This is a genomic window from Pararhizobium sp. LjRoot238, assembly GCF_964252955.1.
Lineage (GTDB): Bacteria > Pseudomonadota > Alphaproteobacteria > Rhizobiales > Rhizobiaceae > Pararhizobium.
The window spans coordinates 174,554-199,775 of sequence record NZ_CAXUPP020000002.1 but is presented as its reverse complement, the minus strand read 5'-3'; the positions used below and the strand labels follow the sequence as shown (position 1 = coordinate 199,775).

Below are 25,222 nucleotides of genomic sequence, written 5' to 3'. Positions count from 1 at the left end.
ATCGTCCGTTCGATCTTAGCGCAGGGTTTTTGAACTGCTCTTGCCCCGACCCTTCATCGGCTTAGCGTCTGTTTGATGCCGGCAAGGCCGCGGCGTAGAAACGGATCCGAATGGATATAGAAGAATTGAACGCCCTTATCCAACCACCGTGGAAGCTCCTCGGCTGTCGCGAGAGTCCCGGCCACCTTCCCGGCTGCGCGAATCTTTTCAACTGCAAAGGCGACCTTCTCCACGACCTGTGCCGGGCGCGGCTCGCCGAACGGCGGCGCGGGCGGAAACCCCATGTTCTGGGAGAGGTCCCCGGGTCCGATGAAGAAGACGTCGATACCGTCGACTGTGAGCATCTCGTCGAGATTGTCGATAGCCTCGAGCGTTTCGATCATGCTGACGACGAGCCGCTTCTCGTAGTCCGACGGTAGCGCGTAACGAACGGCATCGACGATTGCGCGCGCCTGCTCGGCGGTGTCGACCATCGGCACCATCAGCCCGTCGGCTCCGGCGTTCAGGTAGCGGATCAGGACCGACCGTTCATGCGAATGAGGACGGACAATCGCAGCGCCGCCGGCGGAGCGGACAATCTGCGACGTCATCCGGACATCCTCGAAGCTCCACGTCCCGTGCTCGCAGTCGACGAAGATGGAGTCGGCTCCGAATTCCACCAGACGCGCCGCAAGGCCCGAGGAGGCATGGTGTGGTGTGAACATGGTTATGGGTTCGCCGGCGTGCAGCCGGTCGCGCAACTTGGCACCGTTCATGATGCTCCTCCTACTTTTCGTTCTTTTGCAGGTCGGGCTTTGGCAGGTCGGGCGTATCCGCCGGCGCTCCAACCCAGCGCGCGGTCTCGATGTCGGCCGAGGTGTCGCGCATGAATGTCGGGCAGATTTGGAGCTCGGGTATGACAGCTCCCTTCTGAAGGCTAGCGCAGAGCGCGATCGCCCTTGCCACGTCATGCGGATCGAGCATCGCGGCGCGTTCGTTCTCCAAAGGAGGCCGTGCCCGGTTGTCCATGATCGGCGTGTTGGTCTCGCCTGGCAGGATGGTCGTCGCGCGGATGCCCTGGTTGCGATAGGTGTTGTGAAGGAAGGTCATGAAGTTCTTCACACCGGCCTTGGCCGCGCCATAGGCTGCTCCGCCCAGAAGGTTTGGATTGAGCGCCGCAAGCGACGAAACGGTAATGATCGTCCCTTCGTCCTTAGCAATCATGTCCGGAAGAACCGCCTGGGTGAGATTGAAGACCGCGGTCAGGTTGACATTGATTGTCGAATTCCACTCGTCCTCGCCGAGGAATTGGGCATTCAGGACCTTGCTCGCACTCCCGGCGTTGTTGACCAGGATATCCACCGGACCGACGCCATCGCGGATCCATTTCACGGTTGCGAAGATCTCGTCACGGGATTCGATGTCGAGCGCACGAGCGAACGCACTGCCGCCTTTCATTTCAATCTTGGAGGCAACTTCACGCAAAGGCGTCAGTCGGCGGCCCGTAAGGACCACGCGTGCTCCCTCTTTGGCGAGAAGCAGCGCGGCCTCGCGGCCAATACCCGTCCCTGCTCCTGTGACCAGCGCGACTTTTCCGTCAAGCAGACCCATCACGTCCTCCTATTCCGCCGCAACGGCCGACATACCCTTGTAGCCATACACAGTCTTCGCTGCCTTCGGCGTGATCAAGCCCTCGGCGAGATCCTGCTCGATGATCTCGACGGCGCGGTCGCGTGCACGGCCCCAACCGCCGCCGCCCGGCGTCTCCACCTCGAGGCGCTCGCCTGTCTTCAGGGTAACCTTTCCTTTCGGGAACTGGGGCTTGCCTTCCTTCATGACCTTGCCCGCGGTGCCATTCTGACCTTCGACAACGCCGAAGCACGGATGACGGACGCGCTCGGAGGCAAGATAGATGCTCATTGGAGTCCGGCCGAGATTGCGAAGGATGACGCGCTGGCCGAGACCGCCGCGATGCTTTCCGGCACCGCCGGAGTCCGCGATCAGTTCCTTGCGCTCCGTCAGCACGGGAACGGCGATCTCGAACATCTCGATGGCGGTCACCTTACAGTTGGACGGGAAGCTCAAAGTGTCGAGGCCGTCGAATTCGGCGCGTGCCCCCTGCCCGCCATGAAAGTTCTGCACAGAACCATACTGCGTGCCGTCGTCGCGTTGGCCGACGCAGTTGGCAGCCCAAATCGGCGCGCCGCCGCTGTCGCCCATGACCTTGTTCGGAACGACGCCCTCCAGTGCCCTGAAGATCAGCGAGGGGATCACATGCCCGATCAGGTTTCTGGAATTGCCGGCCGTCCACGGCTGCGGATTGAGGATGCTGCCGAGCGGGGCTTCGTCCGTGATCGGCGTGATACAGCCCTCGTTGTTCGGCGTCTCGGGATCGAGAAGGCATTTCAAGGCATAGACCGAGTGTGCATAGCGGTAGTTCGTGCGGCAATTGATCGAATGCAGCACCTGATCGGACGTACCAGTGTAGTCGACGTGGATAGAGTCGTCCCTGACGATGACGCTCGCCTTTAGCTTCACGTCGACATCGTAGCCGTCGAGAAGCACCTCGGCGCTATAGGTGCCGTTCGGCAATTCCCGGATCGCCTTGCGGGTCTGCGCTTCCGAGCGCGAATGGATCGCGTCGGCCAGCCCGTCGACATCTTCCAGGCCATACTCGTCGAGGAACTTCAGCAACTCGCGGCCCATCACGTTGTTGGCGGCGATCATAGATTCGAGGTCACCCTGGACTTCGGTCGGCAACCGCACGGAGGCAGCGATAATGTCGAATACGTCCTGGTTGGGAACGCCGGCCTTCAACAGCTTCACGATCGGAAACCGGATGCCTTCCTCGAAGATGTCGCTTGCCTCGGAGTGCAGCGGAGCGCCGCCGATGTCCGGAAGATGCGCGATCGACCCGGCATAGGCGACGACCTTGCCGTTCTTGAAGATCGGCGTGATCATCGTGACATCAGGCAGGTGGCCCGTGCCGATCTCGGGATCGTTGGTGGCAAGGACGTCACCTTCCTGAAGAGTTTCAACCGGGAACTTCGGCAGAAAATACTTCTGAGCGGCAGCCGGGAGCGACGTGATAAAGACCGGGATCGACCAGGTGCACTGGGCAAGGGCCCGACCGCGGCTGTCCAGAAGGACGGTGACGTAGTCGTGGTTCTCGCGGACGATCGGCGAAAATGCCGTCTTGCCAAGCACGTTGTCCGCCTGGTCCGCGATGAAGATCAGGCGATTCCACATCACCTGCAGATTGATCGGGTCGTTAAAATCGGTGGCGGGCTTCGACATCGTATTCCCCTTACAGAATGTTGATCACGAGATTGCCGTTGGCATCGACATGAAAGACGCCGCTCGGGCCGACCACGGCGGTGGATTCACGCTGCTCAACGATCGCGGGGCCTTTGATCTCTTCTTGAACGGGGAGCTTGTAGTGGTCGTAGACCGTCGTCTCCATATAGTCTCCAAGCTCCTGGAAGTAGACCTGGCGGCTTCCCTTCCGGGCGTCGGCGACCTGGGTCTCGTGCGGCTTGGTAACCTGATCCTTCTCTCCGCTTGCGCGCAGCCGCCAGGTGATGACCTCGACGGAGGCCGCGACCGTGCGGCCGAACAGCTCCCGGTAGAGCTTGTAGAAGTTCTCGAGAAGTTGCTTCAGAAACTCCTCTTTGGCCAGGCTGCGATCTGGAAGCGCGACCGTGATTTCATGGCCTTGGCCGACATGGCGCATATCAACGGTGTAGCGGTTGGCGATGGTTTGCTTGGGAACGCCGGCGGCGGACACGACTTCGGCTCCCTGTGCGGCCAGGTCGTCGAGGAGACGGTTCATGCCGTCGACATCCCAGGCATCGACCGCCATCGGGTGGCTTGCAGACAGATCGACCGCGACCGGAGCGATCAAGAGGCCGATGGCCGACGTCACGCCTGCTCCGGTCGGGCAGATGACGCGTTTGATGCCGAGTTTGCGGGCGATGCCATAGGCATGCACGGGGCCCGCTCCGCCGAAGGCGACCATCGGCAGGGATCTCGGATCAACGCCAAGGTCCGTGGCATGCATCGCTGCGGCCTTGCTCATGGATTCGTTCACGAGGTCGTGGATGCCCCACGCACAGCGATCGATACTAACGTCCAGGGAGGCGGCAAGCTTCGCCATCGCTTCGCGGGCCGCATCCTTCGATACCTTGAAGGACCCACCGACGAAGGACTCGGTGCCCATATAGCCGAGCAGGATGTCGGCGTCCGTGACGGTCGGCTCGGTGCCACCGCGTTGGTAGGCGGCAGGTCCCGGCAGCGCGCCTGCCGAACGGGGCCCGACATCGAGCAGGCCGAGCGGGTTCTTGGCCGCGATGGAGCCCCCACCGGCGCCGATCTCGATCATCTGGATGGACTGGATTTTCAAAGGGAAGCCGGATCCCTTGCGGAAGCGCTGATAATGAGCGACCTCCAGGTCGGTTCCAACCGTCGGTTCACCATTCGGGATCAGGCAGAGTTTCGCGGTCGTGCCGCCCATGTCGAACGAGAGCACGCTGCCCTCGCCTGCAATGCGGCCGAACTCGGCGGCAGCGACCGCGCCCGCGGCCGGACCGGACTCGATCAGGCGGACCGGCAACTCGGCAGCACGGCGACTGGGAACCAGACCGCCGGAGGACGTCATCCAGAGAACCTGGCGGTCGATACCCTTCCTGGCGAACTCGCGCTGGAGATGAGCGACATGTCCGGCCATCTGCGGCCGGGTATAGGCATTCACGACAGTCGTCGAGGCGCGGTCGAACTCGCGCATTTCGGGGCAGACATCAGACGAAAGCGACACGAAGATGTCCGGATATTCCTCACGCAGAAGAGCAGCGACGCGCTGCTCGTGCTGCGGATATTTGTAGGCGTGGAGCAGGCAGACCGCGACCGAACGGATGCCCTTTTCCTTGAGACGTCCGGCGATCTCGCGAACGGTCTCTTCCTTGAGCTCCGTCATCACCGAGCCGTCGGCGGCTATGCGTTCGGCCGCACCGTAGCTGTTGGCGCGCGTCACCAGCGGATCGGGATACTTGATGTTGAGATCGTAGAGGTCGTAGCGGCCCTCGTTGCGGATCCGCAGCATGTCCTGGAAGCCGTCGGTCGTCACGAAGCCTGTCTCGACACCCTTGCGTTCAAGCACGGCATTGGTGACCACGGTGGTGGCACCGAGGACCTGCAAGTCCTCGATGGTGATCGTGCCGGAAAACTGCTCCAGAAGTTCGCAGACGCCCTGCACGACCGCCTCGGCCGGATTCTTCGGCGTGCTCAGGACCTTGTGGAGATGAAGCGCGCCGGTGTCATCCAGAAGAGCGAAGTCGGTAAAAGTACCGCCGGTGTCGAAAGCCAGTTTTGCCATGTTTCCCTCGAAACGACTGTACGGCGCAGAAGCGCCGCTGGGGTCGGGTCCGTTCTGCCGAACCCGTTGTCTGAGAGGAGGTTAGGGGAACCAGTCGTGCGTTGGCCAACACAACTACAGTCTGCCGCCATAGGCTTTGCTTATGGCAGCCATCAGGCTGGACGGATGCCCTGGTGATGGCTGCTCATGAGCTTGCCGACGATATCGAGCAGTACGGAACGTGCGGCGAGTGCCGGCTCCGAAAGAGGGAGGTGGTCCGACACGCAGAGCGAGACGGTCGCATCGATGACGGGCTTCGTCAGCGCCCGCACTTGCGCGCCCGCGAAACCCGACGTCTCGGTCACCACAGACGCTGGAAGGATCGTCGAGCCAAGTCCGTCGAGGACAGCCGCTCCGAGCGCCGGAACGGATTCGATCTCGGAGACAACGTCTGGCGTGGCCCTCGCCCTGGCCAGGGCTTCATCGATCAGGCGACGTAAGAGGTGGCCTTTGCTGGGGAGCAGCAACGCCAGCTCGTTCAAGGCCGAGAGCGGTAGCGGCTCGGCGGGATCGCCCGGCAATTCCATGCCCGGTGGCGAGACAAGGAACATCTCCTCCCGAAACAGCGGCTGCAGCGTTACGCCCTTGATGGGATCGGCCGCGTAGATCAGCGCCATGTCCATCTTCCCCGTCATGATCAGTTCGCTCAGGATGTGGCCAAAGCTGTCGTTGATATAGACGACGATCTTGGGATGCTTCGCCTTCATTTCCTTGAGCAGTGGCAGCGAGAGAGCGCTGGACGTCGAATAAGTCGCCAGCCCGATGGAGACACGGCCGGCGACCGACCTTGCCGACTGGTTGATGTCGGTCTGTGCCTGATCGATCTGCTTGAGCATCAACTGGGCGTGGCGATAGAGGATGAGCCCGGCCTCGGTCGGCGTGATGCCGACGTTGCTGCGGATCAGGAGCTTGTGCTTGAAGTGCGCCTCAAGGGCAGCGATCTGCTGCGACAGCGCCGGCTGCGCTGTGTGCAAGATCGCTGCAGCGCGCGAAACGCTGCCCGTATCGACGATCTTGACGAAGCTTCTCAGTTTTCTGAAATCGACGCTCATGGTTCCCGGCTTTGTTTCGTGGAACCTACGGCCTGGAGCAGGAGCGGCGCAAGCCCCTCCCGCGATAGGCGTGACTTCAGCGAAGGGCCGCCACGGCGCTTTCAATGCGATCGCAGGCAGCCTTGATGGCTTCCATCGAAGTGGCGATGGACAGGCGGAAATACGGCGACAGGCCATAGGCAGCGCCCTGGAGCGCGGCGACACCGACACCGTCGAGCAGATAGAGCACAAAATCGAGGTCCGTCTCGATCGTCTTGCCGTCCGGGGTCTTCTTGCCAATGACACCCGCGCAATTCGGAAACAGGTAAAAGGCTCCGTCCGGCACCAGGCACGACAGGCCGGGAACGGCGTTCAGCCGGGCGCAGGCATAGTCGCGGCGCTCCTTGTAAACCTTGACGCTTTCGGTCACGAACGACTGGTCCGACGACAGCGCATCAGCGGCGGCGGCCTGGCTGATGGAAGAGGGGCAGGACGACATCTGGGACTGTAGTTTGTTGATCGCTGCGACCAGTGGCGCAGGGCCGGCGGCATAGCCGATGCGCCATCCGGTCATCGCATAGGACTTCGAGACGCCGTTCGTGAGCAGCACACGATCCTTCAGTTCCGGCACGGCGGCGACAAGGGTCGTCATTGGCTCATCCCGGAACCAGACCTGATCGTAGATGTCGTCGGAGAGAACAAAGACCTGCGGGTGGCGCAGAAGCACGTTTCCGAGAGCCTTGAGTTCACTCCGGCTGTACGCCGCCCCCGTTGGATTTGAGGGGGCATTCAGGATCAGCCAGAGGGTTTTCGGCGTGATGGCTGCCTCAAGCGCCTCCGGGATGAGCTTGAAGCCTTGTTCCTGCGGGCATTGGACGATCACAGGTTTACCTTCGTTGGCAAGCACCATGTCCGGATACGAGACCCAGTAGGGAGCCGGAATGATGACCTCGGCGTCGTTGTCGACGCTCGCCATCAGCGCAAGAAAGAGGATCTGTTTTGCCCCGCCGCCGACGCAGATCTCGTTGTCGGCATAGCTGAGGCCAAGACGGCGCTGGAAATCGCCGATGATGGCGTTGCGAAGTGCCGGCGTGCCATTCACCGGCGTATACTTGGTCTCTCCCCGATCGATCGCGGCATGAGCGGCGGCCTTCACGTTGTCAGGCGTATCAAAGTCCGGCTCGCCGACCGTCATGTCGACGATGTCGCGGCCAGCCGCCTTCAGTTCGCGCGCGCGGGCCGCGGCCGCCGTGCTCGGCGATACTTTGATGCGGGACACGCGTGATGCAGGCACAAAACTGCTCATGGGAGTTTCCTCAAATTCTGGATTGTGGTCTGGCTGGAGGCGGCGCTAAAGCATGATGGCGAAAAGTGCGCGCGATTTTCGGACGACATCATGCTCTCCGTTTTTGAGTCTAGAGCGGATTCAGATTCTAGGTCGATGCGACCTAGAATCATCCGGCTCTAGTGCACCGCTTCGGTCTCGCCGCGCATCTTCCCGGTCAGGAAGAGTTCGCCGAGCTCGTCATGGGTGATGTCCTTGGGCAGGCCGTCCCAGATAACTTTGCCGAGACGCAGGATCACCGCACGTTCGGCGACTTCCATGGCCTTCTTCGTGTTCTGTTCGACAAGCAGGATGGTCTGGCCCGCCGCATGCAAACGGAGAAGCTCCTCGAACACGACGCCGATCGCCGCGGGTGAAAGACCGACCGACGGCTCGTCGACCAGCAGTACCTTCGGCCGCTGCAGGACCGCCATGGCGACTTCGAGGAGTTGCTGCTCGCCACCCGACATGTTTCCGGCGAGCGTCGAGCGGCGCTTCTTCAGGATCGGGAAGAGATCGTAGACGTAGTCGCGTTCGGCTTTCACCTTGGCGTCGCGGATCGTATACGCCGCCATCTGCAGGTTCTCGTCGACCGTCATCACCGGAAAGTTGCAGCGCCCCTGCGGCACGAAGGAGATCCCCTCGCCCAGGATGGCGCGCGACTTGTAGCCTGCGATGTTCTTGCCCTGCCAGTGAATGCTGCCATCCTTGATGGTCGTCATACCGTAGAGCGTTTTCAAAAGCGTGGACTTGCCCGCTCCGTTCGGGCCCATCAGCGCCACGAACTGGCCGGGCGGCACCTCGAGCTCGACGCCGTTCAGGATGTCCAGGGAGCCGTAGCCTGCACGCAGGTTCCTGATCGATAGTTCCGAATTAGCCACCAAGATAGGCCTCCCTCACACGCTGATCCTGAATGATGTCCTGCGGTAGTCCTTCAACAAGCTTCTGCCCTTGGTCCAGAACGATCACGCGCTGGCAGATGCTGGTCACGACATCGATATTGTGCTCGATCACCAGGAAGCTCACACCCAGCGACTTGTTCGCGTAGAGGATCGTGTCAACGACCCGTTCGATGATCTTCGGATTGATGCCCGCCATCGGTTCGTCGAGCAGGATGAGCTTCGGCTCCGGCATCAGCATGGACGCGAACTGGATGAGCTTCTGTTGCCCGCCGGAGAGGTTACCGGCCGGCTGCTGACGGACGTCCCAAAGGCCGGCCATCTTGATGAGTTCGCGCGCTCTTTCGCGCAAGCCCGAGACGCGTTGACGCGACAGACCGCCGAGGCCGAACGTCGACCAGAGTGACGGGAAGGTAAACATCTGACCCGCGATGATCAGGTTCTCCTCTACGTCCAGCGACTTGAACACGACCGTCTTTTGAAACGACCGGAGCATCCGGCCTTCACGGGCGATGCGGTTCAGCGACCAGCCGGTGATATCCTGCCCATCGAGCTTCACCGTTCCGGTGTCCGGTTTCGCCAGCCCGGTACTGCAGTCGAAAAAGGTAGACTTGCCGGATCCGTTCGGTCCAATCATCCCGGCGATCTCGCCGCGGTCGATATGGATGCTGACGTCGTTTACCGCCTTTACCGCCCCGTAGGACTTGCGCAGGTTCTTGATCTCGAGGATTGGAAGACCAGTCATTTCGCACCTCCGATCGTATCCCAGAAGCGGTTGATGAGAGGGGAAAAGCCCTTCTTGAACCAGAAAACCAGGGCAAGCAGGCACAGACCATAAGCAATCATGCGAAGCTCGGGCGTGATCCGCAGCGCTTCCGTCAGCCCTACGAACAGGAGGCTCCCGAAGACGACGCCGGTGATTGTCCCCGCGCCGCCGCCGAGCACAATGATCAGCATCGTGGTCGAGTAGTACATTTGGAAGGTCAGCGGGCTGACGACCGTCAGATAATGGGCGTAGATGCTGCCTCCGACACCGGCAAAGACGGCGCTGATCATGAAAACGATCAGCTTGTAGCGCCACGTCGGGATCCCGACGGACTCCGCAAGCGTTTCGTTCTCGCGGATGGCGATCATGTTGCGGCCAGCCGGAGAACGGACGATCGCCCAGACGGCGAGCGTCGCAAGCACGCCGGTCGCCAGCGCCAGATAGTAGAAGCCCATCGTTCCGGATACGGTAAAGGACAGCGGCCCAAGCTCAAAGTGCGGCTTGGGGATGCTCGACAGGCCCATGTCGCCGCGGGTGACCGAGATCCAGTTCTTGGCGATCGCCTGGCCGATGATCACGAAGCCCAGCGTGCACATCACAAAGGACGTTGAACGCAGCCGCAGCGCGGGAATGCCAAGCGGCAGCGCGATGGCTCCAGCGACGAGGCCGGCCGCAACAACGTTTACATAGAAGGGCGTTCCATAGGTCACGGCAAGGAGACCGGCCGTGTAGGCGCCGATGCCAAAGAACGCAGCCTGGGCCAGTGAAAGCAGTCCGGTATATCCGACCAGGAGGTTCAGGCCATGGGCGGGAAGCATGAAGATCAGAGCGATAATCAGCGAGTGCGTGACATATCGGCTACCGACAAAGGGGGCGGTCAGCGCGACGATCAGCAGGACGGCACCGAGTGGAATACGAAGATCGCCACGACGGATCTGCTGTGCTGTTTCCGTGAGAGACATGTCGAGTCCTCAAATTTGAGAAAGGTTCGGCGGAACGCGCTCAGAAGCGCGCCTGCGTCGAGAACAGTCCGTGCGGACGCCACATCAGCATCAGGATGAGCGTGGCAAAGCCGACGGTATCGCGGAACTGGAGGCCGACATATGTCGCGACCAGGCTCTCTGCGATCCCAAGGATCATCGCTGCGAAGAAGGTCCCGCGCACATTGCCAAGGCCGCCCATGATGATGATCGGGAGCGTCTTGAACGTGATGAGTTCGCCCATTCCACCATAGACGCTGACATTCACAGGGGCGGTCAGCACACCTGACAGAGCGGCCAGCGCGGCACCGAGGATGAAGGTGCGAAGCACGACCTGCGGCACGTCTATGCCGACGACTTCGCAGCAATCGACGTTCTGCGACACTGCCCGCATCGACTTGCCCATGCGGCTGTAGGTGACCATCAGTTCGAGACCGACGAAGACCAGCAGACAGACAACCAGAATGAGAATCCGCTGTTCCGCCAGGCTGAAGCCGAGAATGGAGACAGGCTCGATGTAACCGCCGGAGAAGAACTTGTAGCCGCCGCCGAAGACGAGGATCACCGTGTTTTGCAGGACAAGCGCGATACCCAGCGTGGCGAGCACCCCGGACTCCGCCGGGGTACCGACCATGCGCTGCATGACCAGCTTGCCCACCACGTAGGCCACGACGATGGTGGACAGCACGCCCACCACGATCGAGGCTTCATAGGACAGCCCAAGATAGTCGATGGAAAACCATGCTCCAAACGTCCCGAGCATGTAGTATTCGCCGTGAGCGAAGTTGATGGCTCGCAGCACACCGAATATCATGGTCATGCCGACAGCGACGATCGCATAGACAGAACCCGTCACGATACCGTTGACGATCTGCTCAAGGATGGTTGAGAACATGGTCGTATCCCTCGTGCATTCTTACTGAGCAGGATACTGGATGTCCGCCGTGTAGGCACCCTTGATGCTGGGCTTGCCGTTCTCGATCTGCAGAAGGATCATCGGCAGGCGCGCCTGATTGTGGTCGTCGAATGTGACATCTCCGACGGGGCTCTTGTACTTGATCTTCGACAGCGCATCCCGGACCTTTTCCCGATCGGGGCTGCCGGCTTCGTGGATGGCCTTGGCGAGCAGGTTCACCGTGTCCCAGTGGACATAGGCGTGGTTGTTCGGCGCTTCGTTGTATTCAGTCGTGAACTTCTCGACGAATGCCTTGCTTTCCGCTGAATCAAATGCCGGGAGCCACGCTGCGGCCTCAACGGCACCTTCAAGGGCTGTCGGGGCTGATTTGATGGTCTTTTCCGTGTTGAACTCGCCATTGCCGATGAGCGTCACCTTGCCGGCCAATCCGATCTCGACCATCTGTCGCGCGACGATTGGCGTCGTGTCGGCGAGGCCATACATGATGATCGCCTGCGCTCCGTTATCGCGGATTTTTGCAAGGACGCTGCGGAAATCGACTTCGCCTTCCTTGTAATAGTCCTCACTGAGGATCTCGCCCTTGAATTCCGGTAGGTACTTCTTGGTGAACTCGATTGCCGAGCGACCATAGTCGCTGTCGACCGAAAGCACGGCGAACTTGCTGAAACCGCGTTGTTCGGCTGAGTATTTCGCGACAACGAAAGCGCGGTTCTCATCCGTCGGGTAATTGCGGAAGGTCCATTTGTAGCCGCCGACGCCAGCACTGTAGGTGATCTTCGGGTTGGACGATGCGGCGTTGAGGAGGAGGACGCCAGCGTCTTCTGCCACGGGCTGCATGGCCAGCGTCACGGAACTGGAGACGTCGCCGATGATATAGTCGACCTCGTCCTCGTCGATCAAACGGCGGGTTGCCGAGACGCCCTCGACCGGGGTGCCCTGGCTGTCGGCGTTGAACAGCTCGATCTTGCGTCCGTCGATGCCGCCGGCTGCATTAATGTCTTTCACGGCAAGTTCTGCGCCGTGCATGGAGAATGCGCCATAGCGGGCGTTGGGGCCGCTCATCGGCGCGACGATACCGAGTTTGATGGTTTCGTCCGCCGCCCACGCTACGCCGGACGATGCTGGAACGCTCGCGGCGAGCGAAAGGATGGCGGTGGAAATGCAAAATGCTCTGCGGCTTGAAGTATGTTTCATGAGTTCCCACTCCGTGTTTTTGACGCAGTCGCCGGCCCAATGCCGTCGTTTGCTTCTTGCCGCTTTTGCGGTCTTTCAAGATCAGTCTTTGCTGACCTCGTCACAGTAGGTTGATAAAAGTGCCGCTGGCCAACACAACTCCATTCTGCCGCCATAGCGTTTAATTATGGCGACGCTGAATCCGGAAGCTGACAACTGCGCGCATGATTGCCGTTCATTCTGCCGCCGATCGTCCCAATCTCACGATCCTGAAAAACACCTTCGTGAGGCGTGTGATCATCGAAATGGAGCAAACCACCTGCTGTAATTCGAACAGGCGGCGGCAAAAATCGCTGGCGGCAGGGACGGCACTAGATTCCTAGCCGAGTTCGCCTTGGGAAGATGGCTTGGAGCAAGCTAGTTCCTGAGCCTGCGAAATATTCGCGTGAAGCGGCGGAACTCTTCCTCCTCATCCTCGAACCAGGCGTCCAGCCCACAGTAGGCGACCGCGGTCGCTGCTTCACTGCCATAGAGTGCGAGCGCCTGGTCGATGATGGCGTCATCGGCCGGATTGCCTTGGTCGGCGGGTTGACGGCTTGTGGCCTGCGGTCTCTTGGACCGGACTGGATTGCGCGACATCATCGTCTCCCCGTGTCTGAAGTGATTTTGAATGATCGCCGGCGTTGCCGGATGCTTGTCGCCGCTGCGCCGCGGCTCGAAACGCTCACCGCGAAAGTTCGGTTGCAAGATGTCTGGGCGGCCTGACGAGGGAGCGAGCAATATCGATGATATCATCACGCGCGGCAGTCGGATCCTCCGTGTTCCACGCAACCCCCATGCCGATCCTGAAGTCCACTCCCCTCACCTTGCGAAGCTCGAAATTGCGGTTCGGGAAATCCATTGTCCATTGTGGCGCAAAGCCAATGCCAAGGCCGGCCGACACCAGCGATATCAGCGCAAACGTGTCGTCGCATGTGTAGGCGATGTTGCGCCCCAGATCATGCTCGACGAACATCTCGGCGAAGTAGCGTTCGGTATAGGACAGGTTTTGGCGCGAGAACGAGATGATCTTCTGATCGCGCAGGTCCTCGATGCTGATCTCGTCGAGACCGGCAAGCCGACTGTCCTTGGCGATAGCCAGCAGATACTCGTCGTTCGCCATCGAGAAGAAGCGCAGGGATCCGATGTTCTCGACCGGCCGGATGAAGCCGAGGTTGATCTGTCCGGACTCGAGATTGCGGATGATGTCGCCGGTCGAACCGCTCTGGATCTGCAGCTGGATATCGGGATACTTGCGGGCGATCTTCGACAGGAACGCCGGTAGCACGCCGATGGTGGCCGGATAAATAGTGCCAATCCGGATCTTCCGTGCCGTCTTGCCGGCAACCGAGCGGGCTACCTCCGCGCTCATATCGACGTCGCTCAAAATCCGCACGCATCGGTCATAGAAGGTCTCGCCTGCCACTGTCAGTTCGACACGTCGTGTCGTGCGGACAAACAGCTGGACGCCGAGCTCGCGCTCGAGCGCCTGGATCTGGGTGGACAGTGCCGGCTGGGCAATATGCACCCGGGCTGCCGCCCTGCCGAAGTGGAGCTCCTCGGCGACGGCAACGAAGTAGGTGAGTTGGCGGAGTTCCAAAATGCTATTTCCTGATGGGGAAATGAGACGTTTACGAAGTGAATTTCGTCGCAACACTAGAAAAGCCGGACGCAAAACGCCCTGCACTAGCCTGTAAGATTGCTGGCAGCATGAATACGATGTATCTATAATACGACGGGTTACATGTCAATACCCTGTATCGAAATAAATACGAGGTCACTGTGAATTCGATTCAGGCGAGAGCCGCTCGGGCGATGTTGAAGCTGGGAGTGCGAGAAGTGGCACAGTTGGCGAAGGTAACCGCGAACACCGTCAGCAGGGTCGAGCAGGACGATGTTGGGCCGCGTGGTCCTCAGCCTGTGACGGTCGAAGCCATAAAGCGGGTCTATGAGGAACGCGGTATTGTTTTCCTCAGTGAAGGTCCTTCGCCAAACGGCGGGATTGGTGTGCGCCTCGCGGAGTAAAATCGCTTCAGACTTGCGGATCACGAGTTAGGTCCCCTCCCAGGGTAAAAAAGCTTGCCAATTGCTCGCCTTGAGGAGAAGCGAATATTGCCGGGCTGAGCCATAGTGGGACGACCGGCGTCCAACCTCCCTACCGCGGCGGTCCTGCGCAGGTTCCCGAGGAGACGTTATGCGATCCTGCGAGCACAGAACGAGAACGCATGTTCGCTTCCGCTGTGCGCCGTCATATTTGTCGTAAGGGAGCGCTGTGCTTTTTCCCGGAAGCGGACACTGATCGCGCAGAGTCGGCGGTCTCAATGCGACAACGCGGGCTGTCGCGCTAAGCCCTACACCACCCGCAAAAAGGCGGCTGTGGATGACAATGCTGCGTTGGACTTTCGTAAAGTCGATTAGTCCACGGCGTTCGCGCCATCCTGGCCGCAAGGGTTCCGTGCCGCGAGCCGACGAGAGCATCGAGGGCTTCGAGATAGAACGAGACACCGTAGCCTCCTATACGTGGCGCGTTGGGGCCGGCAAAAAGAGGTCCATGATGGTATGATCGAACAGGCCAACTTGAAGGCCTTTGCAGTCACGTCTACTCTGACCAGTAACAAGGTCGTCGAGGTAATCTCCGTCGATCTATCGGAGAGATGACTGCGGATTCCGACGTGAAGCCGGCCGTCAATCCGACCAAAGACCGGCCACCATTCCGATTTGAAGCCGGCCACCATTCCAATCAAAATCCGGCCAGTTTTCGGCACTGAAGATACCCCCTGGGTCAGCAACTTTGGCATCAATCACCTCGCGATGAACGAGGACATTTTGATGCCGGCAAAGAGAAGGCTGACCATGAGACAATTAAGACAAATGCTTCGGCTTGCAGGAAGCGGGACGAGCTCCCGCGAGATCGCCGTCGTATTGGGAATAGCCCGCAGTACGGTGCAGGATAATCTCCAGCGCGCAGCAGCAGTTGGGTTGAGCTGGCCCCTGCCGGGGGAACTGACCGACGACGCGCTCGAGAACAAGCTCTTTGCGCGCAATGGCGTCAAACGGGGCACGAGACGACGCGTCGAACCCAACTGGGCCGAGCTTGCTGTCGAGCTCAAGAAGCCCGGCGTCACCCTGCTTATCCTCTGGGAGGAGTATCGTGGGTCGCATCCAGAGGGTTACGGCTACAGTCGCTTTTGTGAGCTCTTCCGGGGCTTTGAGCAACGGCTTTCGCCGACGATGCGCCAGGAGCATGCGGCCGGCGACAAGGTCTTCGTCGACTATTCCGGCAAGAAGATTCCGATCGTTGATCGCAAGACCGGTGAGATCCGCGAAGCGGAGATATTCGTGGCGGTGCTGGGCGCGTCTAGCTTCACCTATGCGGAAGCGACCTGGACGCAAACGCTGCCGGACTGGATCGGCTCACATGTCCGGATGTTCCGCTTCTTTGACGGCGTTCCCCGGCTGATTGTTCCCGACAATCTGAAGTCAGGCGTCAGTCGCGCCAGTTTCTATGATCCCGAGATCAACCGCAGCTACGGCATGATGGCTTCTCACTATGGCGTCGGCGTTCTTCCAGCACGGCCACGAAAGCCGAGGGACAAATCTAAAGTTGAGAACGGGGTCCGTTTTGCCCAATCGTGCATCTTGGGGCGTCTGCGCAATCACACGTTCTTCTCGCTTGCTGAGGCTAATGCCGCCATTGGCCAGGCACTCGATCGCATCAATGATCATGTCATGCGCCGGCTCGGCGTCAGTCGCCGGCAGCTGTTTGAGAGCGTCGAGCGCGCCGCGCTCGCCAATCTTCCCGGTGAAGACTACGAATTCGCCGAATGGCGTTTGGTCCGCGTGTCGACCGATTATCACGTCGAGTTCAAGACCTTCCTCTATTCCGTACCGCATGGCCTCATTCGCCAGCAGGTTGATTTGAGAGCGACGGCACGCACCATTGAGATCTTCCACCGCGGCAAGCGCGTCGCCGTTCATCAGCGGCGATATGGCGGCACTCGGCATGGAACCGACCCGGATCATATGCCCAGTTCCCATCGGCGATATGCCGAGTGGACACCCGATCGCTTTCGGCGCTGGGCTGCATCCATTGGGCCGCAGACCGAAGGTTTGATCACTGCTGTTCTTGCCAGTCGTCCGCATCCTGAACAGGGCTTTCGAACATGCCTGGGCATTCTGCGCCTGTTTCGCGATATCACGCGAGATCGGGCCGAGGCGGTGTCAGCTCGCGCTGTCGAGATCGGCGGTCTGAACTGCAAGAGCATCGCCTCGCTCCTGGCCAACCACAAGGCCGCGCGCCATTCCACCGAACCGACGGCCATCGTTGATCACGCAAATCTGCGTGGCCCCGACTACTTTCATTGAGGAGACAAACCAATGCTGATCAATCCCACCATCGACATGCTGCGCGAACTCGGCCTTTACGGCATGGCAACAGCCTTCCAGGAGCTTGACGCACAATCCGAAGCCCGCGGTCTTGAGCATGGAGAATGGCTTGCCATACTGCTCGAACGGGAGGCCACCATGCGCCGACAGAAGCGCTTCGAAGCCCGTGCTAGGGCCGCCAAACTGCGCCATGATGCACAGATCGAGAATGCCGACTTTCGGGCCGCTCGCGGCCTCGATCGCAACCTGTTCATGGCGCTTGCCGGCTGCGACTGGATCAGAAAGCATCACAGTCTCCTCGTCACGGGGCCAGCCGGCGTCGGCAAAAGCTGGCTTGCCTGCGCGCTTGGTCACAAAGCATGCCGCGAAGACTTCTCCGTCGCCTATCACCGGGTTCCTCGGCTGTTCGCCACGCTCGCACTTGCAAGAGGCGACGGGCGATACGGCAGGATCCTCAAATCCTTGGCCAAGACCGACCTGCTGATCCTTGATGACTGGGGACCGGAAAAACTCAACGATGATCAACGGCGCGATCTCCTCGAGATCATCGAAGACCGCTACGAGCGGCGCTCGACGATCATCACCAGTCAGGTGCCCCTGGATCGCTGGTACGAAATCATCGCAAACCCAACGCTTGCCGATGCCATCCTGGATCGCCTCGTTCACAACGCCTATCGCATCGATCTCACCGGCGAAAGCATGCGAAAACAGCGCTCGCCAGTCGCACCCGAAAACACCGAAGCTTGACCTGAAACGAAACCCGATCCAAACATCAAACAGACCCAGGATCAGTCCGAGAAATGGCCGCCTTCAAATCGGAACGCCGGCCGGAATGAAATCGGAATGACTGGCCGGCTTCAAATCGGAATCGATGGCCGGCTTCGTCGGAATACGCAGAGATGACTGGGCCAGGCTTTCATGGCAACACCCTACCGATCTGGCACTGGATCGCACTCGTTATCAGCGTGAAGGCGCGGCGAAGCCAATGAGCAGTGTTTCTACTGGAATCCTTCGCTGACCTTGAGCCGACATTAGGTTGCGCAAGCTGTAGCGGCTGATCTTGGCGCGACCGAGACCAACGTCGGCGCTCACGCACAAGGCTCGCTCTTGAAGCCAGTGGCCACCGGGCTCTACGCCGATAATGGGCGCTTTCCAGAATGACCGGAACCGCACGGCAATCGCTGACCAAGACCTGCTAGCCTTGGCCAGCGGAGCAATCACCTTTCCGATTCGATCAGGATCACCAAGGACTCTGGCACCACTCCATCGAAGGCCATCGCATCCGCGGCTTCCTTGCTCTGCATAGCTTTCATCATGGCGTCCATGTCCGGAACGTCCATAAGAACGGCCACCCGAGTCGGATTTTGTGGATCTACAAATGTTCGTATGTTGGTCACGCCGAGCGGACCAAAAAGCTCTTTGCGCTTCGGCGAGTCGAGCCAGTGCTTCGTTCCCTTTGTGATGTTATGGTGGCCAATGACTGTCGGCATTGCATCCTCCCTATCGTAACGGCGAAGGCCGGCCTCAACCAAGAGTGCCAAGATCCATCGCCGTCGAACCACGGAGCGCCGTTTTGGTTGGACTGTCAATTATTTCGTTAAGGGCGCGGAAGAACGATTCGGATAGGGCGTTTCTTGCGGACGGTTCGACCTCAATGAACCAGGATCGCGGTCACGCGGCTGTGGCTATTGACATGCGACATGCGCAAACAGCCGGACAACAACTGCAAGGGACCGCGTGGCAGATATCGGGATCCGGGACCCGGGACCCGGCGAGCAAAGTCGTCTTCGGGTCGAAAGCTGCCAAGTTACTTCGGCAGCGTAGCGCCGTCATGTCGGCCGTAGAAGTCGATCTTGACGTTGCCCGGAAGCAGACATCTCCTGTGACCGCGCTGTACGTGGCGTCGCGACGAGCCTCCGAGCACATCTCAGCAACGCGGTCAAAGGTTGTGGGTTGTTAAATGTTTACAGCTTTGCGTATCCCCTCGCTTTCGTGGCTCTAGATTTCGTGCAGGCAATCCTGAGTCAGCCGAGCGTTGGCTGCCACCGGCCCTGCCACCGAGACTATGTTTGCCATCCGCCTCGTTTCGTGGCGGCCTTCTCGCAGCCGGGTTCTGGCCGCGTGCTTGGAACTAATGACGGGCGAGACTGTTTCAGCTGTGACTTTGGCATGACGCTGACGTGCCCTCCTGGCTGGGTAAGCCTCGATTTTGAGGAGACTCGCATCATGAAGATTTCGTCCAGATTTCGTTCAGTCGCGGCTGCGGTTATCGCTGCAGCAGGAATCAGCTTTGCCGGCTCCGCGCATGCCGACAGCGGTACGATCAGCTTCTCAGTCTACAAGGCTGCCTTCTTTGTGGGTGGTTCTGGAGGTGAGGGCATGCTGACCTTCCATGGTCGCCGCTATCCCATCTCTGTCGGCGGCATCTCGGGCGGCCTCGCCTTCGGGGCTTCTAAGACCTATTTCCATGGTACCGTTCGCCACATTCGCCGCGCCCGAGATGTGACGGGGGTCTACGGTGCGGCGGGCGGTGGCGGCGCGCTCGGCAAAGGGGCCCAGGTGATCGTCATGACCAATGACAAGGGCGCCCAACTCGAACTCTCAGGCAAGCAGGTAGGCCTGCAAGTCAACGCCGATCTCAGCGGTATTGCCATCACGGTGAAGTAAGGGCCGTCGCTCCGTTCGTCGTCCCTGCAGTCGGCCCACTACGCTGAATACAAAGGTCGGTTTTCAGCGCTACCATCTAGGAAGCGGCCGTTCCACTGTCGGCCCCCTCGATCCCTGCGCTCCTGCGTTCTCCTAACGGCCAATGTTGGCCGAAGGAGAACTGAAATGGGTATTGCACAATACGATCCTACCGCACTGGGCCGTCCGGCGTGGAACGCCGGCCGAACGGTCGGCGTCAAGAAGCCGCTGAAACAACGCCAGATCTGGGCGATCCGCTTCTTCCTCGACCGGGAGGGACGCATGAGAGATCGCGCGTTGTTTGACCTCGCAATCGACAGCAAGCTGCGTGGCTGCGATCTCGTGAAAATCAAAATCGGAAGCCTCGTGACAGGAACGGAAATTCGAACTCGAGCCATGGTCGTCCAGCAAAAGACCGGCCGTCCGGTTCAGTTCGAAATCACGGCGGACGTGAGGGCAAGTTTGCTTGCATGGCTTGAGCGGCGAGGTGGAACAGTTGACGACTACGCCTTTCCCAGTCGAGTCGACCATACCGATCATCTGAGTACTCGCCAGTATGCCCGATTGGTCGATGAGTGGGTGACCGCAATTGGTCTACGACGCGAAGACTACGGCACGCACTCGCTTCGGCGCACCAAAGCCGCAATGATCTACAAGGCGACAGGCAATCTTCGCGCGATCCAAATCCTGTTGGGCCACACCAAGATCGAAAACACGGTCAAGTATCTGGGGGTGGACATTGAGGATGCGCTCGAATTAGCGGAGCATACTGAGATCTGAGCGCGTGCGACCCCGCGCATAGCGGGGTCGCATGTGTAGGGAGAAATGTTTCAATTCTGGCTTTTGCAATCGAACGGCAATGCGCCCTCAAGACGGTCGTTAAGGCACCCGGTTTGTCGTTCTGCAAGCTGCCAGTCGGCTACGAAAGCGACAATGCCGCAAGTGAGCCGTTCAGGCGGCCAGCGTCTTTCCCGCAATAATCGAGTGCTTCCCATCCCATTCACAATACTTTCAGGGCTTCAGGAGAGTTGAGCGAGGATATCGTCGACGACACTTGGGACGGTACCCGCCGTGTCGATATTGATGCCGACGGGAAGATATTCCCGGGTATGATGGTAGCGGAGTACCAGCGCCCGCTCGGCCGGCTCGAAGCCCGGCTCATTCGGCCGCCCATCTAATCGTCGGTTCAACGTCTCAACGTCGATGTCGAGCACGAAAACCTTGTCGAATAGGTCCAGGAATTTGTGGAAATTGCGCGAGCCGCCACAGAAGAAGGTGGCAGGATGGGTGGTGTCGGCAGCAATAGCCCGGACCTTGTCGACCGGCCAGATCCAGTGCGCGTATCCCCAAACGATGCGGTCCGCGCCTTTGGGCGGTCCTGCGAGTGCCTGGCCTGTCTCGGGGTCGCCGACATAGGCCAAGACCCGGTCACCATGGACGACATGGTAGCCCCGCCGCCCCAGTTCTGTAGCGACAGACGTTTTTCCAGTGCCGGAACCGCCTTCGATCAGATAGTTCTCGATTCCCATAGCCGCCGTTTATCATGGCCTTCAATCTGGTGAGAAGACACTCTGACCTGATCAAGGTAGCTTTCGGTACTTTTCGAATTAGCGGCGAATGTCTGGCGGATACACGCCCTCGCTCTGGCCGGAAAGGCCGGTGGGGTCACCTCCCCAAGAGCAGACGTTCCCTCGAGGCGAGTTTCCCGACCCGCGCTACTCGCCTATGCTGGAAAGCAATTCGTCGAGCTGCTCCAACTGCTCCGGCAATGCGGCCGCCGAGCCCTGTAGTGCTTCCTCAAGCGCCTCCTTGGACGGATAGACTTCGTGGAAATTCAGTAGTGTCCTCCCGCCTTGGTCCTCGAAGGTCACGGTCGTGACCGCGCCCTCTTCGCCCTCGTCGTTGGTCCAGACGATGCGCTCGTTCGGCACCACCTCGAGATACTTGCCATAGAAGGCCATGGTGTCCGAACCGCCGGAGCCGAATTCCAGCCGATATTTGCCGCCGGTACGGACGTCCATATCGCACGACACGAGCGAAACGCCGGATACCGATTTTGGCACCCACCAGCGCTGGAACAGCTCGGGCTGGCTCCACGCCCTGTAAACCGTGCTCGGCGGCGCATTGAATGTCCGCGTTACGACGAGTTCGCGATCCCCTCTGCGCTCGACTGACGTGCGGTTCTTCGCACCACCTGCACTGTTAACTTGCTGAGTCATCGCTTCCCTCCTGTTTCATTTCGCTGATGATTTCGTCCAATGCTTCGAAGCGGGCCTCGAAGAGCTTGCGATGCGCCTCGATCCACTCGGCCTCCGCCTTGAGGCCACGTTTCCCAAGCTTGCAGGTTCTCACCCGTCCGACCTTCTGCGTGACGACCAGCCCCGCCTGCTCGAGAACCTGGACGTGCTTCTTCATGCCGGTCAGCGTCATCTGGAACTTATCCGCGAGACTGGTGATCGACGCGTCCCCTCGCCCAAGCTGATCGATGATCCCGCGGCGGGTCGCATCGGACAGCGCCGCAAACGAGAGATCGAGGGGAGGACTTATATACTGAACCATCTAGTTCAGTATATAACCTGCTCGCGCAGGAAGCGCAAGCATCCCGAACTTTCCATGCCGTAGACCGGTCATCCGAGGTCATGCACCGCGGCGGCAGCAGCAAAAAATCGTCTGCTGCGGGGTCAAAAGCGGACCTTCGCCGCTGGTGAACGAATGTCAGCTTTCAGCGCCTGCTCTCCGAAAGCAGACCTTCCGCTTCCGGCCCCGAAGCGGACTAAATCGCCGCCACTGATGTCATTGGTGATAGCGGCCAAATAATCTCTTCTTCAAAGCCTCTTGACGAACTCATAACCCGTGAGCTATTGATTGAACCAATAGCTCACGGGTTATGGATTGCCATGCCAAATATTGCCATCCCAGATCGCGACATGCTCTTTAAGACGCTTGCTGACCCAACGCGGCGCGCCATTTTCGAGGGGTTGTGTCGCGACGGTGATCAGACTGTCGCAGCCCTGACGGCTCGGGCCGGAGTTTCCCAGCCAGGCGTGTCGAAGCATCTGGCCGTCCTCAAGCAGGCCGGCTTGGTGAGCGACCGCCACCACGGTCGCCAAACCCATTACAGTGCCCAACTCGATGCCCTTGCTCCGTTGATCGAATGGACAAACCAGATGACAAGCTTCTGGCAGGGCCGGTTCGCCGACCTCGAAGACTTGCTGGACAGGATGGATCAATGAGCGAAACATCGACTGCAACACGCACCGTCATTGTCGAGCGCGAGATCGCGCATCCGCCGGAAAAGATCTGGCGGGCGCTCACCCAGCCTCACCTGATCTCGGAGTGGCTGATGAAGAATGACTTCAGTCCTGTCGTGGGCCACCGGTTTAATCTTCGCGGCGAGTGGGGTGGCGTTCTGGATTGCGAGGTGCTCGTTGTCGAGCCGCAAAGAACGCTCTCCTATACCTGGAACTTCAAACATGACGATCCGGCCTTCGATCTGAACAGTGTCGTAACTTTTTCGCTCTCGCCCACGACGACAGGCACCCGCCTGCGCATGGAACAGTCTGGATTCCGGCCGGATCAGAGGCAGGCATACGGTGGCGCCAAGGCAGGCTGGCCTGAGTTCCTTGCAAAGCTGGAACAGGTTTTAACCGGGACAGATTGAAAGGTCTCCCGCCCCCTCAACACTGATAAGCACAGGAGTTGCATGTGCGTTCGAATGTGTGGTTTCGCCAGGTTCACCGATGGCTTTCGATTGTCTTCACGGTGGCCGTCATCGCCAACTTTGTGGCCATGGGGCTCGGGGAGCCTCCGCCGTGGATCGTATATGCGCCGTTACCACCACTTTTTGTGCTGATGTTCACTGGCCTGTACATGTTTGCTATCCCCTACGCCGCCAGGTGGCGCGGATCGAAAGCATAGTCCACGCGGGATGTTTCCTTCCTTTAGCAATGAGAGATTCGATGGAATTCGCAGTCCGTACCATGATCACTTCAATTGAAGACTACTTTACCAAGGGATGCGGGCGCTGCGAGCGTTTTGCCGGACCGGACTGTTCGACGCGGCAATGGGGGCAAGGCCTGAATGAACTGCGCCAGATTTGCCTCGATGCGGGGCTGGTCGCGACGGTAAAATGGGGGCATCCATGTTACATGCATCGAGACCGCAATATCGTCATCTTCGGCGCTTTTCGCGATGATTTCCGCTTAACCTTTTTCAACGCGGCATTGATGAAAGACCCTTGCGGCGTCCTCCAGAGGCAAGGCCCGAACACACGTCATCCCGACATGATCCGTTTCGTGGATACTGTTCAGGTGGCAAAGATGAAGACCGTTATCCTGTCTTACTTGAGAGAGGCGATGGATTACGCGGAGGCTGGGATCAAGCCACCAAAGGATGAGAGTGAAATCGAGCTGCCCGATGAGCTGGTTGACGCCCTGGACTCCGATCCGGAGCTTGCAGAAGCCTTTCGGAGCCTGACGCCAGGGCGGCAGAAAAGCTACGTGATCAATCTCAGCTCTACCAAGAAGCCCGAAACGCGAATGTCACGCATCGCCAAATTTCGACCGAATATAGTCGCCGGAAAAGGTGCCATGGAGCGATAATCGACATTCCCATGACCGCATCGAGGGTGCAAAGCAGGCAAGGCAGTCGTCCACTGTCAGCCCAAATCCTGTCGTTCCGGGGAGGACGCGCGAACGTCACGAATGGGTTCGCGCAAGTGACTACTCGGGATAGGCCTCAGCGCCCTCCGGCGATGCCTTATTGAAGAGGATGAATACCAGGGGGTTGCCCGGCTCGGACATCGCGTCGCTGCGTTGGCCCGTCACCTCGCCAGCCACGCTGCTCGTATACTCCGCAACCACTTCGCCAAAGCTGTTGCGCTGGATGGCCACCTTCTGTCCGGCTTCCACCTTGTCGTTGAGCTTGACCAGATGCTCGACCAGCCCGCCCGCGGTGGCCGGGATTGCTTGCTATATAAACTTTTACAACCAACGACGCCCGCATTCTTCGCTTGACCGGCAGACACCGGATCAGGCTTACTTCAACGCGCTGACGCCGATGCTGGCTGCAGCGTAACCAAGGCGGAAATCCACTTAACAAGCGCCGGGGACTGTTCAGACAAACCGAGCCAGCTCACCGCGCTTGCCCGGCTGGGCCCCCTTGGCGACCGTCACGGACACATGCCAGTGCTGTCCGGTGGGCATCTGCGCCCCCTGAAAATACAAAAGATGCCTCTGGCCGGGCTCCAGGTCGTTGACGTCGAGCGAGCTGACGACTTTCTTCCCTTCGATCACATCGCCGGTATAGACCGTCCCCTGCGGTGCGCCCGATACCGCGTCGCCAGAGGATGCAGTTGTGTCTTGGGCTATCGCAGGGCCAGCGCTGCTGGCGAGGACAGCCGACGCACCTACTGAGGCAATAGATGCAATCATGAAGTCGCGGCGATCGAGGCCTTCTTTAGATTTGGCCGACATGATGGGGATCCTTTGTCGTTGTGAAAGGCAACCTTCGTACAACGGCACGCGCATCGGTTACTAAAATCCCGCGCGACCTCAAACTGCGGGTATGCTGCTGAGTCTCACAAGGTGCACGAGTCAGTGTTGCTATATCAGCAATGGGAGAGTTTTGCGCCGT

At 59.7% G+C, this 25,222-nt stretch carries 27 protein-coding genes and 1 pseudogene; 9 read left to right on the top strand and 19 right to left on the bottom strand.

Features of this window, described 5'->3' with window-relative positions; all coding sequences use genetic code 11:
* Positions 1 to 53 precede the first annotated feature (53 nt).
* The 13 genes from ACSQ3F_RS21970 to ACSQ3F_RS21910 form a co-directional block, all read right to left on the bottom strand.
* Entirely contained in the window at positions 54 to 755 is a 702-nt protein-coding gene (locus tag ACSQ3F_RS21970; protein ID WP_436102377.1) for an HpcH/HpaI aldolase family protein, read from the bottom strand.
* 10 nt (positions 756 to 765) lie between these two features.
* On the bottom strand, positions 766 to 1,590 hold the full coding sequence (locus ACSQ3F_RS21965; protein ID WP_436102376.1) for an SDR family oxidoreductase: 825 nt from the start codon (positions 1,588 to 1,590) through the stop codon (positions 766 to 768).
* 9 nt (positions 1,591 to 1,599) lie between these two features.
* Positions 1,600 to 3,276 (bottom strand): hydantoinase B/oxoprolinase family protein, encoded by a 1,677-nt coding sequence (locus ACSQ3F_RS21960; RefSeq protein ID WP_436102375.1) that lies wholly within the window; start codon positions 3,274 to 3,276, stop codon positions 1,600 to 1,602.
* A gap of 10 nt (positions 3,277 to 3,286) precedes the next feature.
* On the bottom strand, positions 3,287 to 5,350 hold the full coding sequence (locus ACSQ3F_RS21955; protein ID WP_436102374.1) for a hydantoinase/oxoprolinase family protein: 2,064 nt from the start codon (positions 5,348 to 5,350) through the stop codon (positions 3,287 to 3,289).
* 152 nt (positions 5,351 to 5,502) lie between these two features.
* Positions 5,503 to 6,441 (bottom strand): nitrogen assimilation transcriptional regulator NAC, encoded by a 939-nt coding sequence (gene nac, locus ACSQ3F_RS21950; protein ID WP_436102373.1) that lies wholly within the window; start codon positions 6,439 to 6,441, stop codon positions 5,503 to 5,505.
* A 76-nt stretch (positions 6,442 to 6,517) separates the two neighbouring features.
* Positions 6,518 to 7,726: an aspartate transaminase gene (locus ACSQ3F_RS21945; protein WP_436102372.1), complete on the bottom strand. Its 1,209-nt coding sequence runs from the start codon at positions 7,724 to 7,726 to the stop codon at positions 6,518 to 6,520.
* 158 nt (positions 7,727 to 7,884) lie between these two features.
* Complete coding sequence (locus tag ACSQ3F_RS21940; RefSeq protein ID WP_436102371.1) at positions 7,885 to 8,628, bottom strand: branched-chain amino acid ABC transporter ATP-binding protein; 744 nt, start codon at positions 8,626 to 8,628, stop codon at positions 7,885 to 7,887.
* Complete coding sequence (locus tag ACSQ3F_RS21935; RefSeq protein ID WP_436102370.1) at positions 8,618 to 9,388, bottom strand: ABC transporter ATP-binding protein; 771 nt, start codon at positions 9,386 to 9,388, stop codon at positions 8,618 to 8,620. Before ACSQ3F_RS21935 ends, ACSQ3F_RS21940 begins: the two co-directional genes overlap by 11 nt.
* Positions 9,385 to 10,371 carry a branched-chain amino acid ABC transporter permease gene (locus tag ACSQ3F_RS21930; RefSeq protein WP_436102369.1) on the bottom strand — a complete coding sequence of 329 codons (987 nt, stop codon included), beginning with the start codon at positions 10,369 to 10,371 and terminating at the stop codon, positions 9,385 to 9,387. The genes ACSQ3F_RS21935 and ACSQ3F_RS21930 overlap by 4 nt, the downstream gene beginning before the upstream one ends.
* Before the next feature lie 40 nt (positions 10,372 to 10,411).
* On the bottom strand, positions 10,412 to 11,284 hold the full coding sequence (locus tag ACSQ3F_RS21925; protein WP_436102368.1) for a branched-chain amino acid ABC transporter permease: 873 nt from the start codon (positions 11,282 to 11,284) through the stop codon (positions 10,412 to 10,414).
* 21 nt (positions 11,285 to 11,305) lie between these two features.
* Positions 11,306 to 12,499 carry an ABC transporter substrate-binding protein gene (locus tag ACSQ3F_RS21920; RefSeq protein ID WP_436102367.1) on the bottom strand — a complete coding sequence of 398 codons (1,194 nt, stop codon included), beginning with the start codon at positions 12,497 to 12,499 and terminating at the stop codon, positions 11,306 to 11,308.
* 396 nt (positions 12,500 to 12,895) lie between these two features.
* Positions 12,896 to 13,117 carry a hypothetical protein gene (locus ACSQ3F_RS21915; protein ID WP_436102366.1) on the bottom strand — a complete coding sequence of 74 codons (222 nt, stop codon included), beginning with the start codon at positions 13,115 to 13,117 and terminating at the stop codon, positions 12,896 to 12,898.
* 85 nt (positions 13,118 to 13,202) lie between these two features.
* Complete coding sequence (locus ACSQ3F_RS21910; RefSeq protein WP_436102365.1) at positions 13,203 to 14,117, bottom strand: LysR family transcriptional regulator; 915 nt, start codon at positions 14,115 to 14,117, stop codon at positions 13,203 to 13,205.
* A gap of 1,253 nt (positions 14,118 to 15,370) precedes the next feature.
* On the opposite strand from ACSQ3F_RS21910, the gene istA reads away from it, so the two are divergent.
* Both istA and istB read left to right on the top strand, forming a co-directional pair.
* The gene (istA, locus tag ACSQ3F_RS21905; protein ID WP_436102822.1) at positions 15,371 to 16,882 is read left to right on the top strand and encodes an IS21 family transposase; all 1,512 of its coding nucleotides are present in this window, start codon (positions 15,371 to 15,373) and stop codon (positions 16,880 to 16,882) included.
* 12 nt (positions 16,883 to 16,894) lie between these two features.
* Entirely contained in the window at positions 16,895 to 17,650 is a 756-nt protein-coding gene (gene istB / locus ACSQ3F_RS21900) for an IS21-like element helper ATPase IstB (RefSeq protein WP_436102364.1), read from the top strand.
* 470 nt (positions 17,651 to 18,120) lie between these two features.
* On the opposite strand, the gene ACSQ3F_RS21895 is transcribed toward istB, so the two are convergent.
* The gene (locus ACSQ3F_RS21895) at positions 18,121 to 18,393 is read right to left on the bottom strand and encodes a hypothetical protein (RefSeq protein WP_341487399.1); all 273 of its coding nucleotides are present in this window, start codon (positions 18,391 to 18,393) and stop codon (positions 18,121 to 18,123) included.
* Positions 18,394 to 19,129: 736 nt separating this feature from the next.
* Between ACSQ3F_RS21895 and ACSQ3F_RS21890 the strand changes: the two genes are divergently transcribed.
* Positions 19,130 to 19,570 carry a hypothetical protein gene (locus ACSQ3F_RS21890; protein WP_436102363.1) on the top strand — a complete coding sequence of 147 codons (441 nt, stop codon included), beginning with the start codon at positions 19,130 to 19,132 and terminating at the stop codon, positions 19,568 to 19,570.
* 165 nt (positions 19,571 to 19,735) lie between these two features.
* Positions 19,736 to 20,368: a tyrosine-type recombinase/integrase gene (locus tag ACSQ3F_RS21885; RefSeq protein ID WP_436102356.1), complete on the top strand. Its 633-nt coding sequence runs from the start codon at positions 19,736 to 19,738 to the stop codon at positions 20,366 to 20,368.
* 239 nt (positions 20,369 to 20,607) lie between these two features.
* Here ACSQ3F_RS21885 and ACSQ3F_RS21880 read toward each other — a convergent pair whose 3' ends face one another.
* The 3 genes from ACSQ3F_RS21880 to ACSQ3F_RS21870 form a co-directional block, all read right to left on the bottom strand.
* Positions 20,608 to 21,117 carry a nucleoside kinase gene (locus tag ACSQ3F_RS21880; RefSeq protein ID WP_436102362.1) on the bottom strand — a complete coding sequence of 170 codons (510 nt, stop codon included), beginning with the start codon at positions 21,115 to 21,117 and terminating at the stop codon, positions 20,608 to 20,610.
* 186 nt (positions 21,118 to 21,303) lie between these two features.
* Positions 21,304 to 21,807, bottom strand: coding sequence for an SRPBCC family protein (locus tag ACSQ3F_RS21875; RefSeq protein ID WP_113002237.1), 504 nt, complete (start codon positions 21,805 to 21,807; stop codon positions 21,304 to 21,306).
* Positions 21,791 to 22,147: an ArsR/SmtB family transcription factor gene (locus tag ACSQ3F_RS21870; protein ID WP_436102361.1), complete on the bottom strand. Its 357-nt coding sequence runs from the start codon at positions 22,145 to 22,147 to the stop codon at positions 21,791 to 21,793. Before ACSQ3F_RS21870 ends, ACSQ3F_RS21875 begins: the two co-directional genes overlap by 17 nt.
* A 338-nt stretch (positions 22,148 to 22,485) precedes the next feature.
* Between ACSQ3F_RS21870 and ACSQ3F_RS21865 the strand changes: the two genes are divergently transcribed.
* The 4 genes from ACSQ3F_RS21865 (at position 22,486) to ACSQ3F_RS21850 (ending at position 24,189) form a co-directional block, all read left to right on the top strand.
* Complete coding sequence (locus ACSQ3F_RS21865; RefSeq protein WP_436102360.1) at positions 22,486 to 22,821, top strand: ArsR/SmtB family transcription factor; 336 nt, start codon at positions 22,486 to 22,488, stop codon at positions 22,819 to 22,821.
* Positions 22,818 to 23,249 (top strand): SRPBCC family protein, encoded by a 432-nt coding sequence (locus tag ACSQ3F_RS21860; RefSeq protein ID WP_436102359.1) that lies wholly within the window; start codon positions 22,818 to 22,820, stop codon positions 23,247 to 23,249. Before ACSQ3F_RS21865 ends, ACSQ3F_RS21860 begins: the two co-directional genes overlap by 4 nt.
* Before the next feature lie 44 nt (positions 23,250 to 23,293).
* Positions 23,294 to 23,506 (top strand): hypothetical protein, encoded by a 213-nt coding sequence (locus ACSQ3F_RS21855; protein ID WP_436102358.1) that lies wholly within the window; start codon positions 23,294 to 23,296, stop codon positions 23,504 to 23,506.
* Between the two features lie 62 nt (positions 23,507 to 23,568).
* A complete protein-coding gene (locus ACSQ3F_RS21850) occupies positions 23,569 to 24,189 on the top strand; it encodes a YdeI/OmpD-associated family protein (protein WP_436102821.1) in 621 nt (206 codons plus the stop codon).
* 120 nt (positions 24,190 to 24,309) lie between these two features.
* Here ACSQ3F_RS21850 and ACSQ3F_RS21845 read toward each other — a convergent pair whose 3' ends face one another.
* A complete protein-coding gene (locus ACSQ3F_RS21845) occupies positions 24,310 to 24,480 on the bottom strand; it encodes a hypothetical protein (protein WP_436102847.1) in 171 nt (56 codons plus the stop codon).
* Between the two features lie 46 nt (positions 24,481 to 24,526).
* On the opposite strand from ACSQ3F_RS21845, the pseudogene ACSQ3F_RS21840 reads away from it, so the two are divergent.
* A pseudogene (locus tag ACSQ3F_RS21840) lies at positions 24,527 to 24,664 on the top strand (integrase core domain-containing protein); the annotation flags it as partial.
* A 38-nt stretch (positions 24,665 to 24,702) separates the two neighbouring features.
* Here ACSQ3F_RS21840 and ACSQ3F_RS21835 read toward each other — a convergent pair.
* Positions 24,703 to 25,062 (bottom strand): hypothetical protein, encoded by a 360-nt coding sequence (locus ACSQ3F_RS21835; RefSeq protein ID WP_436102357.1) that lies wholly within the window; start codon positions 25,060 to 25,062, stop codon positions 24,703 to 24,705.
* Positions 25,063 to 25,222 lie beyond the last annotated feature (160 nt).

Coding starts and splice junctions, on each gene's coding strand:
- ACSQ3F_RS21970 (WP_436102377.1), bottom strand. CDS start 755: ATGAACGGTGCCAAGTTGCGCGACCGGCTGCACGCCGGCGAACCCATA.
- ACSQ3F_RS21965 (WP_436102376.1), bottom strand. CDS start 1,590: ATGGGTCTGCTTGACGGAAAAGTCGCGCTGGTCACAGGAGCAGGGACG.
- ACSQ3F_RS21960 (WP_436102375.1), bottom strand. CDS start 3,276: ATGTCGAAGCCCGCCACCGATTTTAACGACCCGATCAATCTGCAGGTG.
- ACSQ3F_RS21955 (WP_436102374.1), bottom strand. CDS start 5,350: ATGGCAAAACTGGCTTTCGACACCGGCGGTACTTTTACCGACTTCGCT.
- nac (WP_436102373.1), bottom strand. CDS start 6,441: ATGAGCGTCGATTTCAGAAAACTGAGAAGCTTCGTCAAGATCGTCGAT.
- ACSQ3F_RS21945 (WP_436102372.1), bottom strand. CDS start 7,726: ATGAGCAGTTTTGTGCCTGCATCACGCGTGTCCCGCATCAAAGTATCG.
- ACSQ3F_RS21935 (WP_436102370.1), bottom strand. CDS start 9,388: ATGACTGGTCTTCCAATCCTCGAGATCAAGAACCTGCGCAAGTCCTAC.
- ACSQ3F_RS21930 (WP_436102369.1), bottom strand. CDS start 10,371: ATGTCTCTCACGGAAACAGCACAGCAGATCCGTCGTGGCGATCTTCGT.
- ACSQ3F_RS21925 (WP_436102368.1), bottom strand. CDS start 11,284: ATGTTCTCAACCATCCTTGAGCAGATCGTCAACGGTATCGTGACGGGT.
- ACSQ3F_RS21920 (WP_436102367.1), bottom strand. CDS start 12,499: ATGAAACATACTTCAAGCCGCAGAGCATTTTGCATTTCCACCGCCATC.
- ACSQ3F_RS21915 (WP_436102366.1), bottom strand. CDS start 13,117: ATGTCGCGCAATCCAGTCCGGTCCAAGAGACCGCAGGCCACAAGCCGT.
- istA (WP_436102822.1), top strand. CDS start 15,371: ATGAGACAATTAAGACAAATGCTTCGGCTTGCAGGAAGCGGGACGAGC.
- istB (WP_436102364.1), top strand. CDS start 16,895: ATGCTGATCAATCCCACCATCGACATGCTGCGCGAACTCGGCCTTTAC.
- ACSQ3F_RS21895 (WP_341487399.1), bottom strand. CDS start 18,393: ATGCCGACAGTCATTGGCCACCATAACATCACAAAGGGAACGAAGCAC.
- ACSQ3F_RS21890 (WP_436102363.1), top strand. CDS start 19,130: ATGAAGATTTCGTCCAGATTTCGTTCAGTCGCGGCTGCGGTTATCGCT.
- ACSQ3F_RS21885 (WP_436102356.1), top strand. CDS start 19,736: ATGGGTATTGCACAATACGATCCTACCGCACTGGGCCGTCCGGCGTGG.
- ACSQ3F_RS21880 (WP_436102362.1), bottom strand. CDS start 21,117: ATGGGAATCGAGAACTATCTGATCGAAGGCGGTTCCGGCACTGGAAAA.
- ACSQ3F_RS21875 (WP_113002237.1), bottom strand. CDS start 21,807: ATGACTCAGCAAGTTAACAGTGCAGGTGGTGCGAAGAACCGCACGTCA.
- ACSQ3F_RS21870 (WP_436102361.1), bottom strand. CDS start 22,147: ATGGTTCAGTATATAAGTCCTCCCCTCGATCTCTCGTTTGCGGCGCTG.
- ACSQ3F_RS21865 (WP_436102360.1), top strand. CDS start 22,486: ATGCCAAATATTGCCATCCCAGATCGCGACATGCTCTTTAAGACGCTT.
- ACSQ3F_RS21860 (WP_436102359.1), top strand. CDS start 22,818: ATGAGCGAAACATCGACTGCAACACGCACCGTCATTGTCGAGCGCGAG.
- ACSQ3F_RS21850 (WP_436102821.1), top strand. CDS start 23,569: ATGATCACTTCAATTGAAGACTACTTTACCAAGGGATGCGGGCGCTGC.
- ACSQ3F_RS21835 (WP_436102357.1), bottom strand. CDS start 25,062: ATGTCGGCCAAATCTAAAGAAGGCCTCGATCGCCGCGACTTCATGATT.